Annotated in this window: 11 protein-coding genes; 7 read left to right on the top strand and 4 right to left on the bottom strand. The window is 71.9% G+C overall.

Going from position 1 to position 11,467, the window contains the following annotated elements; all coding sequences use genetic code 11:
• From N4P33_RS26010 to N4P33_RS25980, 6 genes are all read left to right on the top strand, one after another.
• On the top strand, window positions 1-1,285 hold a 1,285-nt coding region (locus tag N4P33_RS26010; RefSeq protein WP_260829197.1), incomplete at its 5' end, for an ATP-binding SpoIIE family protein phosphatase.
• Between the two features lie 310 nt (window positions 1,286-1,595).
• Window positions 1,596-2,015, top strand: coding sequence for a CBS domain-containing protein (locus N4P33_RS26005; protein WP_260829196.1), 420 nt, complete (start codon window positions 1,596-1,598; stop codon window positions 2,013-2,015).
• Window positions 2,016-2,432: 417 nt separating this feature from the next.
• Window positions 2,433-3,500, top strand: a complete 1,068-nt coding sequence (locus tag N4P33_RS25995; protein ID WP_260829194.1) for a glucose-1-phosphate thymidylyltransferase — start codon at window positions 2,433-2,435, stop codon at window positions 3,498-3,500.
• Window positions 3,497-4,477, top strand: a complete 981-nt coding sequence (rfbB, locus tag N4P33_RS25990; RefSeq protein WP_260829193.1) for a dTDP-glucose 4,6-dehydratase — start codon at window positions 3,497-3,499, stop codon at window positions 4,475-4,477. The genes N4P33_RS25995 and rfbB overlap by 4 nt, the downstream gene beginning before the upstream one ends.
• Window positions 4,474-5,361 (top strand): dTDP-4-dehydrorhamnose reductase, encoded by an 888-nt coding sequence (gene rfbD, locus N4P33_RS25985; protein WP_260829192.1) that lies wholly within the window; start codon window positions 4,474-4,476, stop codon window positions 5,359-5,361. The genes rfbB and rfbD overlap by 4 nt, the downstream gene beginning before the upstream one ends.
• Window positions 5,348-6,151, top strand: a complete 804-nt coding sequence (locus N4P33_RS25980; RefSeq protein ID WP_260829190.1) for a class I SAM-dependent methyltransferase — start codon at window positions 5,348-5,350, stop codon at window positions 6,149-6,151. The genes rfbD and N4P33_RS25980 overlap by 14 nt, the downstream gene beginning before the upstream one ends.
• On the opposite strand, the gene rfbC is transcribed toward N4P33_RS25980, so the two are convergent.
• Entirely contained in the window at window positions 6,141-6,749 is a 609-nt protein-coding gene (rfbC, locus tag N4P33_RS25975) for a dTDP-4-dehydrorhamnose 3,5-epimerase (protein ID WP_260829188.1), read from the bottom strand. The two genes, N4P33_RS25980 and rfbC, sit on opposite strands and share 11 nt — an antisense overlap.
• A gap of 3 nt (window positions 6,750-6,752) precedes the next feature.
• On the bottom strand, window positions 6,753-8,699 hold the full coding sequence (locus N4P33_RS25970; protein ID WP_260829186.1) for a glycosyltransferase family A protein: 1,947 nt from the start codon (window positions 8,697-8,699) through the stop codon (window positions 6,753-6,755).
• Between the two features lie 153 nt (window positions 8,700-8,852).
• Between N4P33_RS25970 and N4P33_RS25965 the strand changes: the two genes are divergently transcribed.
• Window positions 8,853-9,356, top strand: coding sequence for a metallophosphoesterase (locus tag N4P33_RS25965; RefSeq protein WP_260829184.1), 504 nt, complete (start codon window positions 8,853-8,855; stop codon window positions 9,354-9,356).
• A gap of 150 nt (window positions 9,357-9,506) precedes the next feature.
• Here the strand turns inward: N4P33_RS25965 and N4P33_RS25960 are convergent, their stop codons facing one another.
• Both N4P33_RS25960 and N4P33_RS25955 read right to left on the bottom strand, forming a co-directional pair.
• Window positions 9,507-10,166 carry an SRPBCC family protein gene (locus N4P33_RS25960; protein ID WP_260829182.1) on the bottom strand — a complete coding sequence of 220 codons (660 nt, stop codon included), beginning with the start codon at window positions 10,164-10,166 and terminating at the stop codon, window positions 9,507-9,509.
• Between the two features lie 11 nt (window positions 10,167-10,177).
• Entirely contained in the window at window positions 10,178-11,305 is a 1,128-nt protein-coding gene (locus N4P33_RS25955) for an XdhC family protein (protein ID WP_260829181.1), read from the bottom strand.
• Window positions 11,306-11,467 lie beyond the last annotated feature (162 nt).

The following is an 11,467-nucleotide window of genomic DNA, read 5'->3' as shown; positions in this document are numbered from 1 at the left end:
CGCCGAGGTCGGCCCCGGCGGCCTCGCCATGCTGCCGCTGCCCGCGGGCAACCGCATGGCCGGCGCCTGCCTCATCGGCTGGGACACCCCGCACGACTTCGGCCCCGACGAGCGCGCCCTGCTCACCGCCGCCGCGGGCCTCGCCGGACAGGCCCTGATGCGGGCCCGCGCCTTCGACGCCGAGCACGAGCTCGTCGGCATGCTCCAGCGCCAGCTGCTGCCCCGCCGGCTGCCCCGCCTGCCCGGCGCGGTCGCCGTCGCCCGCTATCTCCCCAGCACGGCCGGCCTGGAGCTCGGCGGCGACTGGTACGACGTCATCCCGCTCCCCGACAACCACGTCGCCCTGGTCATCGGCGACGTCCAGGGCCACAGCGCCGACGCCGCCACCCTCATGGGCCAGATGCGCACCGCCCTGCGCGCCTACGCCGTCGAAGGGCACCCGCCCGACGTGGTGGTCTCCCACGCCAACCGGCTGCTCATGGACATGGAGACCGACCTCTTCGCGACCTGCGCCTACGTCGACGTGGACATGGAGGAGGGCTCCGCCTGGTGCGTACGCGCCGGACATCTGCCCCCGGTGCTGCGCCACCCGGACGGCGGCACCGACATCGCGGAGGCCGAGGGAGGCCCGCCCCTCGGCGTCGTTCGGCAGGCCGACTTCCCCATGAGCCCGCTCCGACTCCAGCCCGGCACGCTGGTCGCCCTCACCACCGACGGGCTGGTCGAGTCCCACGAGGCCGACATCGACGAGGGCATGCGCCGCCTCTCCGCGCGGCTGGCCGCCGCCGACCCCGCCCACCTCGGCCTCGTCGCCGACGCCCTGCTCGGCAACGCCCCCCGCAGCGACGACGTCGCCCTGCTGCTCATGCGCTACGACGGCATGGCGCTGCGCCCGCTGCGGGAGAGCTGGACGGTGTGGCGGGTGCCGCAGGCGGTCGGACACGCCCGCCGCTTCACCCGGCGCACCCTGCGCAGCTGGGGGGTGACCGAGGACCTCGACGCCGCCCTGCTCGTCGTCTCCGAGCTGGTCACCAACGCCCTGGTGCACACCGACGGCCGGGTCCGCCTCGACATCACCCTCGTCAACGACCGGCTCCGCCTCGCGGTCGCCGACGCCTCGCCGCGCACCCCGGTCAAGCCCACCAGCATCGGCTGGGAGGCCACCGGCGGCCGCGGCATCCTCCTCGTCGAGGCCCTGTCGGCGGCCTGGGGGACCCTGCCGGTCAGCGGCGGCAAACAGGTCTGGGCCGAGATCGTCCTGGGCCCCGGACCGGCCGACCGGTGAGCGGACGGACCGGTGAGAGGAGGGCCGCTCCTCACCGCGTGAGCGGCTCCTCGACCAACTGCGCGCCGGACGCCACGACTTGGTCATCGCCACCGCGCGGCCCCGCGGCCGTGCGCTGACCGCGGTGCCGCCGACCGACGAGGACTTCGTCCAGCTGCCTGGTACGGCGTCCGGGCACGTCCGGCAACCCGCACGCCGCCCTCCTCCACGACCACCTCCTGCGCGCCGCTCGCACCTGGTGACCGTCTCGATCCGACGGGTACCCGGCCACCGACACGCCGGAAGCAACGACGGAAGACAGGAGCACGTCATGACCCAGCACGTCCGCGACATCATGACCGCCGCACCGACGACCGTGGGCCCGCACACCTCCGTCGCCGAGGTCGCCCGCGTCATGCGCGACCGCGACCTCGGAGCCGTCCTCGTGACGGACGGGGACGAGCTGCGCGGCCTGGTCACCGACCGCGACCTGGTGGTCCGTTCCCTCGCGGAGGGCGGCGACCCGGAGCAGACCACGGTGGCGGGCGCGTGCAGCGAGGACCTGGTGACCGTGGCGCCGGACGACGAACTGGACAGCGCCATACGGCTGATGCGCGAGCACGCCGTGCGCCGCGTCCCGGTCGTCGAGCAGGGACACGCCGTGGGCGTCGTCTCGTTGGGCGACGCGGCGATGGAACGCGACCCGGACTCGGCCCTCGGCGACATCAGCGTGGCGCGGCCCAACACCTGAGGCCGACCCGCCCGTCCGGGAACCACGCGACCGCGTCCGGGCGTGTCACCGGGCAGAGGTACGAGGCGGCGGCCGGGTTTCCCCGCCGTGCCGCCGGGGACTCGGACGACAGCGGATGCAGAAGGAAGATGATGCGTCGTGACCTCGGAGATCAGTGACAAACCCCGTCCCCGCCGACCGGAGACCGGCTGGGCACGCGCCCGGCGGCTGCGCGGCCAGGACCCGCTGCGGACCTGCCTGCCCGCCGTCGTCGACCGGACGTCCTCCACCACCTCGAACGGGAGTATGGAGGAGACCATAGTCAGAGGTGAGGATTAGCGGGGTTCGGGCGACTGATCGGACCTCTCCCGGGAATTCGTGATCAACGAGTAAATCAAATGATGTTCGTCGCGCCGGTGAACGGCTATGGTGAGTCAGATGAAGGCTCTCGTGCTGTCCGGCGGCGCCGGAACCCGGCTGAGGCCGATCACCCACACCTCGGCGAAACAGTTGGTGCCCGTGGCCAACAAGCCCGTGCTCTTCTACGGGTTGGAGTCCCTCGCGGACGCGGGCATCACGGACGTCGGGATGATCGTCGGTGATACGGCGGAAGAGATCGAGGACGCGGTAGGCGACGGATCGAAGTTCGGTCTGCAGGTCACCTACATTCCCCAGGAGAAGCCGCTCGGGCTGGCGCACGCGGTGCTGATCGCCCGCGACTGGCTGGGCGACGACGACTTCGTGATGTATCTCGGCGACAACTTCATCGTCGGCGGCATCACCGGACTCGTCGACGAGTTCCGCCGCCACCGTCCCGACGCGCAGATCCTGCTCACCCACGTCGCCGACCCCCGCTCCTTCGGAGTCGCCGAACTCGACGCGTCCGGGCAGGTGATCGGCCTGGAGGAGAAGCCCGACAAGCCCAAGAGCGACCTCGCGCTCGTCGGCGTCTACCTCTTCACCCCGGCCATCCACAAGGCCGTGCGTGCCATCAAGCCCTCCTGGCGCGGCGAACTCGAGATCACCCACGCCATTCAGCACCTGATCGACACGCACGCCGACGTGCGCAGCACGATCATCCACGGCTACTGGAAGGACACCGGCAACGTCGTCGACATGCTGGAGGTCAACCGGTCGGTCCTGGAAGGCATCGAGCGCCGCATCGACGGCGAGGTGGACGCCGGCTCGGAGACCATCGGCCGCGTCGTCGTCGAGCCCGGGGCGCGGATCGTCAGCTCCCGCATCGTCGGCCCCGCGGTGATCGGTGCCGGCACGGTCGTCAGCGACTCCTACGTCGGCCCCTTCACCTCCGTCGCGGAGAACTGCCGGATCACCGACAGTGAACTCGAGTTCTCCATCGTGCTGCGGGACTCCTCGATCGACGGCGTCGGCCGCATCGAGTCCTCGCTGATCGGCCGGCATGTCGAGGTGACACCGGCGCCCAGCGTCCCCAGCGCCCACCGACTCGTCCTCGGAGACCACAGCAAGGTGCAGATCCATTCATGAATCTCCTCGTCACCGGCGCCGCCGGCTTCATCGGTTCCCGCTACGTCGCCGCGCTGCTCGCCTCCGACGCGCGGGACGCGCCGCGCATCACCGTGCTGGACAAGCTCACCTATGCCGGCACGCTCGACAATCTGCAACTCGACCATCCCCGGCTGAAGTTCGTCCAGGGCGACATCCGTGACGCCGACCTGGTCGGCAAGCTGACGGCCGAGGCGGACCAGGTGGTCCACTTCGCCGCCGAGTCGCACGTCGACCGCTCGATCCTCACCGCCTCCGACTTCGTCCTCACCAACGTCGTCGGCACCCAGGTCCTCCTCGACGCGGCCCTGCGTCACGGCGTGTCGACCTTCGTGCACGTCTCCACCGACGAGGTCTACGGCTCCATCGAGTCCGGCTCGGCCACCGAGGAGTACCCCCTCGACCCCAGCTCGCCGTACTCCGCCTCCAAGGCCTCCTCCGACCTGCTCGCCCTGGCCTACCACCGCACCCACGGCCTGGACGTCCGCGTCACCCGCTGTTCCAACAACTACGGCCCGCACCAGTTCCCCGAGAAGGTCATCCCGCTCTTCGTCACCAACCTCCTCGACGGCAAGAAGGTCCCCCTCTACGGCGAGGGCCTCAACGTCCGCGACTGGCTCTACGTCGACGACCACTGCGCCGGCGTCGAACTCGTCCGTACGAAGGGCCGCCCCGGCGAGGTGTACAACATCGGTGGCGGTACCGAGCTGACCAACAAGGAACTCACCGGCCTGCTCCTCGAGGCGTGCGGCGCCGGCTGGGACCGCGTCGAGTACGTCGAGGACCGCAAGGGCCACGACCTGCGCTACTCGGTCGACTGGACCAAGGCCCGCGACGAACTCGGCTACCGGCCCCGGCACGACTTCACCACGGGGCTCGCCGAGACGATCGCCTGGTACCGCGACAACCGCGCCTGGTGGGAACCCCTGAAGCGGCGCGTCGCCGAGGAGCGGGCATGACCTGGCTGGTGACCGGCGCGGGCGGCATGCTCGGCCGGGACGTCGTCGACGAACTCACCCGGCGCGGCGAGAAGGTGACGGGCCTGGACCGCGCCGCGCTCGACATCACGAGCGCCGACGCGATCGACCGGGCGCTGGCCGAGCACGGCCCCGAACTCGTGGTGAACTGCGCCGCGTACACGGCGGTGGACGACGCGGAGACGGACGAGGAGACCGCCACGCGGATCAACGCCGACGGCCCCCGCCTGCTCGCCCGCGCCTGCGCCCGCCATGGCGCCCGTCTCCTCCACGTCTCCACCGACTACGTCTTCTCGGGCGAGGCCCGCACCACCCCCTACCCCGAGGACCACCCGACCGCGCCGCGCACCGCCTACGGCCGCTCCAAGCTCGCCGGTGAGCAGGCCGTCCTGGAGGAACTGCCCGGTGCGAGCGCGGTGGTGCGTACCGCTTGGCTCTACGGGGTGCACGGCAGCAACTTCGTGCGGACGATGATCGGTCTCGAATCCCGCCGCCCGACGGTCGACGTCGTCGACGACCAGCGAGGCCAGCCCACCTGGAGCGCGGACGTCGCCACCCGCATAGCCGACCTCGGCCCCCGCCTCGGCGACGGCACCCACGGCATCTTCCACGCCACCAACTCGGGCGAGGCCACGTGGTACGACCTGGCCCGCGAGATCTTCCACCTCCTAGGCACCGACCCGGACCGCGTACGCCCCACGACCACCGCGGCCTTTCCCCGCCCGGCCTCCCGCCCCGCATACAGCGCCCTCGCGCACGACCGCTGGCAGGAGATCGACCTGCCCGCCCTGCGCGACTGGCGTGCCGCCCTGCATGAAGCACTGCCCCGCATCCGCAAGGAGAGTCTTCTTCGTGAAACGCCATGAGTTCCTGCGGGAACTGCACAAGGTCAGCGCCAACCGCAACTACCTGGAGATCGGCGTCAACGACGGCCGCAGTCTGCGCCTGTCACGCGTCCCCAGCATCGCCGTCGACCCCGCCTTCAAGGTGGTCTCGGAGATCAAGTGTGACGTCCACCTGGTGAAGGCGACCAGCGACGACTTCTTCGCCCGTGAGAATCCGCTGGCCCATCTCAAGGGCGGCAGGCACCCGCTGCGCAACCTGCGCAGGGGCCGCAGTCCGCTGGGCCACTGGCGACGCACCACGCTCGACCTGTCGTTCATCGACGGCATGCATCTCTTCGAGTACGCGCTGCGCGACTTCATGAACGTCGAGAAGCATTCCGACTGGGCCAGCGTGATCGTCCTCGACGACATGCTGCCGCGGAGTGTTGACGAGGCCGCCCGTGACCGGCACACCACTGCCTGGACCGGCGACGTCTACAAGATCACCGAGGTGCTGGCGCGTTACCGCCCCGACCTGGTGACCATCCTTGTCGACACCCAGCCCACCGGTCAGCTCGTGGTCTTCGGCGCCGATCCGGACAACACGGTGCTGCACGACAAGTACGACGAGATCATGGCCGAGTACAAAGTGCCCGACCCGCAGAAGGTGCCCGAGGCCATCCTGGAGCGGGCCGGGGCGGTGCCGCCCGAGGCGCTGATCGAGGCCGGGTTTTGGCGAGCCATGACCCAGGCCCGCAACCGGGGCCTGCCGCGGCGCATGGGCTGGGAGCCCCTGCGCCGCGCTCTGGAACAGGTCGGCGTCAGCCGTTGAGTCCCCTGCCGCGCAGCTTCTCGTAGTGGGCGCGGCAGGTTTCGTAGGAGGGGAGCAGGCCCAGGCGTTCTGCCTCGGGGAGGGTCGGGGCCTGCTCGTCCTTGGGGGACAGGATGGGGGCGATGGTGTCCGGCCAGGCGATGGCCAGGGTCGGGTCCAAGGGGTGGATGCCGTGTTCGCGTTGCGGGGCGTAGCCCGTCGAGCACAGGTAGACCACCGTGGCGTCGTCCGTGAGGGCCATGAAGGCGTGGCCCAGGCCCTCGGCGAGGAACACCGCGTGGCGGGTGTCGTCGTCGAGGCGGACCGCCTCCCAGCGGCCGTACCCCGGTGAGCCCACCCGCAGGTCGATCACCACGTCCAGGACCGCGCCGCGGACGCAGGTGACGTACTTCGCCTGACCCGGCGGCACGTCCGCGAAGTGCACCCCGCGGATCACACCCCGGCGCGACACCGAGCAGTTGGCCTGCGCCAGCGACAGGTCGTAGCCCGTCGCCTCGCGGAACTCCTCGCCCCGGTACCACTCGTGGAAGCTGCCCCGCTCGTCCGGGAACACCTTCGGCTCCAGCACCCAGGCACCCTCGATCTCCAGCGCGCGCACGCTTCACCGCCTTCCCTTGATGCCGTTCACGACCGGCGCGACCCGCCTGCGTGCCGCGCCGAGCACGCGCCGCGCCCTGCCCAGCAGTTTCCGCGCTCCACTGGGGCCCGGAATGGGCACGACCAGCATGCCGCCGCCCCCCGCGCGCAGCGCGAACGGCAGCCCCGTCCAACGCGGTTCAGCCGCCTCCGGGTCGAGGGTGAGCGAGACCCGCCAGATACCTCGCGGCAGCACCGCCGGCAGCGTCGCCTCCAACCGCGTACCCGGCCCCTCGGCCTCCCCGGTCAGCGTCGCGTCCGCGTGCAGCGTCCGGCGCGAGGAGGTGAACCTCAGCCGCACCTCCGTGCCGTCCGCGGCGTGCAGCGGCAGCCGCACGCCCAGCCGGGTACCGGACACCGTCACGTCCGTGCGCCGCACCGTGCCGAGCCCGATGCGCTTGCCCTTGACTGCCGTGTCCAGGGACAGATTCCTGTGCGGCTCCGTCCAGTACGGCAGAACCGCACGGCCGCCGATCACCCCGGCGTACGCGTCAGGGCGCAGGGAGTTCGGAAGGGGCCCCAGGCGGCACTCCTTGGTCCAGCCGCCCAGCTTGACCCGCACGACCGCGTCCCACACCCCCGTACCGGGCAGGCCGGCCGGATCGACGGTCGCGGTCGCCCGCAGCACCAGCCGCACCTGCTCGCCGTCCCCGGCCGGGATCGCCTCCCGCGTGAACTCGACCGGCTGGAAGTACTGGGCGGAACTGGTGCGTTCACGCAGCAGCAGATCCGCGGTCGCCTGCTCGAAGCGCGCCGCGGTCTCCGCGCCGACCCACGCGACCGCCTCCTCCACGTTCTTCGGCGTGTCGGCCAGCGGCGTGCGCGCCGCGTCCTTCGGGAACGTCATCGGCTCCCGGGCCGCGGCGTACTCGGCGGTGAAACCGACCCGCAGCGACCCGTCCCGCCACTCGACCCCGGTGGGCGTCGCCTTCGGCGCGACCCCGGCCTCCCACTCGGCGAAGGCCACCACGTCGTCGTACCGGTCGGCCGCGGTCAGCGCGGCGACGACCTGCTGGGTCGGCTGCAGCCCGGCCGCGACACCCGGCCCGAACCGCTCCACGACCACCTTGTGGATCTCCGCGAACAGTTCCCTGCGGTAGTCGTCCGGCAGGGCCAGCAGCCGCCGGGCGCGCAGCCGCTCCACCATCTCCACCCGCAGCCAGCGGCGGAACAGCCGGTCCCGCACCGGACCCGGCTCGGTGTACCGCTCGACGACGTCCAGCGCCTCCCGCAGGTTCTTGAAGTACCCCACCGGGTCGAAGCGCTGGAAGCCGGCGTTCGAGGCGTCGTCGCGGCGGATGTGGTAGTAGCAGACGTAGTCGCTGAGTACGGACACGTTCCCCGCGCGCAAGTACGCCTCGGTCACGAAGACATGGTCCTCCAGGCGCCGCCGCCCCTCGGGGAAGCGCAGTCCGATCCGGTCGAGGAACTCCCGGCGGAACATCTTGTGCGGGGTGAGGCTGTCGATCAGCGGCGCGTTCTCGACCGTGGCCCGCGGATGGTTGCGGCGGAACAACTCCACCGGCACACCGCGGTTCTTGCCGGCCATCTTGCCGACGACGACATCGGCGCCGTTGGCCACGCCGTAGTCGTACATCCGCTCCAGCGCCTCGTCGCCCAGGTAGTCGTCGTTGTCGACGAACATCACGAACTCGCCGCGGGCGGCCTCGATGCCGACGTTGCGGGGCTTGCCCGACCAGCCGGAGTTCTCCTGGTGGATCACCCGCATCCGCGGGTCCTCGGCGGCGAGCCGGTCCAGCCGGGCCGGGGTCTCGTCGGTGGAGCCGTCGTCGACGAAGATCGCCTCGTACTCGTCGGGGGGCAGCGACTGTCGCTGCAGCGAGGAGATGCAGTCCTCGATGTAGATTCCCGGGTTGTAGACGGGAACGATGACGCTGACCTTGACCGGCATCTAGTTTTAGGGCCCTTCGGGTCTTCTTGCCGACGAACGTGCTGGCTTGGTATGCGTTGCCCGATCGTAACCCCGTGGCCACCGCGGTCCCACCATTCGGCCACCGACGAGACCGTGCCGTGATCAACTTCCGTGCCCTGGGGAGTGCTGACCGTGCGTCTGCTGCTGATGTCCGACACGCATCTGCCGAAGCGGGCCAAGCGGCTGCCCGAGCAACTGCTCGGTGAACTCGACACCGCGGACGTGGTGTTCCACGCCGGCGACTGGGTCGACACGGCGACGCTCGACCTGCTGGAGGGCCGCAGCCGCCGCCTGATCGGCGTGTACGGCAACAACGACGAACCCCAGCTGCGCGCCCGGCTGCCGGAGATCGCGTACGCCGAACTCGACGGACTGCGCTTCGGGGTGATCCACGAGACCGGCCCCGCCCAGGGCCGCGAGGCGCGCTGCGCCGCCCGGTTCCCCGACCTCGACGTGCTGGTCTTCGGGCACAGTCACATCCCGTGGGACACCACCGCCCCGACAGGCCTGCGGCTGCTGAACCCGGGGTCGCCGACGGACCGGCGCCGGCAGCCGCACTGCACCTATATGACGGCCACCCTCGCCGGCGGCCTGCTGACGGAGGTCGAACTGCACCGGCTGCCCCCGCGGCGGTGACAGCGCGCACACGGTCCGGGCCGCTTCGTTGTCGGTGGAAGCGGCCCGGGCGCTGCGAGTAGATGCGCTGTCACGGACCTCCTTCCCACGATCGGAGGGTGGTTATCGGGGCGACTACCCATCCCGGGCGCGCTCACACACCTCATGTCGTCATTTATGGGAGCGCCGCCATCTGCGGAGCCGAGCGGCGAGCGCGCCCACCGCGAGCACGGCGGCGAGGGCGGCGGCCACGCGCTTGGCGAGCGGCGGTCCGACGGTGCGCAGCAGGTCGAGCGGCTCCTCCTCGCGGGCCTCGGCCGTCTCCGGGGCGGCTGCCGTGCCCGTACCGGCGACCCCCGCCGGTGCCGTGTCCGCCATCGGCTGCGGCTGCTCAGCCAGCCGCTCCGACAGACACGCCGCGAACTGGCCGATGATCCGCTCACCCACCTCGGCGAGCACACCCCGCCCGAACTGCGCCGGCCGCCCGGTCACCGTCAGATCCGTGCGCACCGACACGGCCGTGGCGCCGTCCCGCTCGTCCAGCGTTCCCGTCACCGTGGCCCGGGCCGTGCCCTGGCCCCGCGTCTCCCGGCCGCTGGCGACCAGCACCATGCGGTGCGCGGTCTCGTCCCGCTCCTCGAAGACCGCCGTCCCCGTGTAGGTGACGGTCACCGGACCCACCTTGACCTTCACCGAGCCGGACACGTTCTTGTCGTCGTACTCGTCCACGGTCGCGCCCGGCAGACACGGCGCGACCCGTTCGATGTCGAGCAGCGCCCGCCACGCGTCGTCGACCGGGACGGGGACGGTGAACTCGTGGTGCAACTCCATGGTTCTGCTCCTCAGGACTCGGGGCGGCCCGGTGCTGGTGGGGGCGGCGGATGGACGGCGCCCCGCGTCGCGGTGAGCGGCGCGCCGGTGCCGCCCCAGCGCAGGGCGACGATCTCAGCGGCCACGGACACGGCCACCTCCTCGGGCGTTCGGGCGCCGAGGTCGAGGCCGACGGGGGAGCGCAGCCGGGACAGCTCCCGGTCGCCGAGCCCGGCCTCGACCAGCCGCCGCGTCCGGTCGTCATGGGTGCGCCGGCTGCCCATCGCGCCGATGTACGCGGCCGGCCGGCGCAGCGCCTCCTCCAGCAGCGGCACGTCGAACTTCGGGTCGTGGGTGAGCACACAGATCACCGTGCGCTCGTCGGTGCCGGTGTCCCGCAGATACCGGTGCGGCCACTCGACGACCACCTCGACGCCCTCGGGGAAGCGGCGGGGCGTGGCGAACACCGGGCGTGCGTCGCAGACGGTGACCCGGTAGCCGAGGAAGGCGCCGATCCGGGCCACGGCCGCCGCGTAGTCGATGGCGCCGAACACCAGCATGCGCGGGGGAGGGGCGAAGGACTGCAGGAAGACGCTCACCGCGTCCTCGCGGCGCTGGCCGCGCGGACCGTAGTGGCGCAGCCCGGTCGCGCCGAGGGCGAGTTCGCCGCGCGCGTCGGCGGTGACGGCGGCGTCCAGACCGGTCGTGCCGAGCGTGCCCGACACCCGGTCCGGCCACACGGCGAGCGTGGCCCCGCGCGGGGCGGGACCGTCGGTCACCGTCGCCACGGTCACCGGATCACCCGACGCGACGGACTCGGCGACCTCGCCGAACGACGGATCCCGCTCGGGCGTGACCGGACGCACCAGCAGGGTGATCTCGCCGCCGCAGGTCAGCCCCACCGCGAAGGCGTCCTCGTCGCTGTAGCCGAAGGTCTGAAGGCGCGCCTCGCCGTCCGCCACGACCTCCTGCGCCAGCTCGAACACCGCGCCCTCGACACAGCCCCCGGACACACTGCCGACCACCTCGTCGTCCGGGCCCACGGCCATCGCCGCCCCCGGGTCGCGCGGCGCGCTGCGGCTGACCTCGACGACGGTGGCCAGTCCGAACGGCGCCCGGGACCCGTACCAGCGGGCCAGCGCCGGGAGAATGTCACGCACGTTCCGCTCCTTCCACGACCGGCACCGCGCCGCCGCCCCGTCCCACGACCGGCACCGCTCCGGCGCCCCGCACCACCGCCGCCAGCCGCTCCAGCGCGGCCAGGCTGTGCCCCTCGACGAACGCGTCCACGCTCGGCAGCGCCGCCGCCATCCCGGCCGCGA

It is taken from the genome of Streptomyces sp. 15-116A (assembly GCF_025290915.1).
GTDB lineage: Bacteria > Actinomycetota > Actinomycetes > Streptomycetales > Streptomycetaceae > Streptomyces.
This window is presented reverse-complemented; position numbering and strand designations above follow the sequence as displayed.

Excerpts from the sequence above, each read along its gene's own strand:
- rfbD (WP_260829192.1), top strand. The coding sequence starts at position 4,474 with ATGACCTGGCTGGTGACCGGCGCGGGCGGCATGCTCGGCCGGGACGTC.
- rfbB (WP_260829193.1), top strand. The coding sequence starts at position 3,497 with ATGAATCTCCTCGTCACCGGCGCCGCCGGCTTCATCGGTTCCCGCTAC.
- N4P33_RS25995 (WP_260829194.1), top strand. The coding sequence starts at position 2,433 with ATGAAGGCTCTCGTGCTGTCCGGCGGCGCCGGAACCCGGCTGAGGCCG.
- N4P33_RS25970 (WP_260829186.1), bottom strand. The coding sequence starts at position 8,699 with ATGCCGGTCAAGGTCAGCGTCATCGTTCCCGTCTACAACCCGGGAATC.
- N4P33_RS26005 (WP_260829196.1), top strand. The coding sequence starts at position 1,596 with ATGACCCAGCACGTCCGCGACATCATGACCGCCGCACCGACGACCGTG.
- N4P33_RS25960 (WP_260829182.1), bottom strand. The coding sequence starts at position 10,166 with ATGGAGTTGCACCACGAGTTCACCGTCCCCGTCCCGGTCGACGACGCG.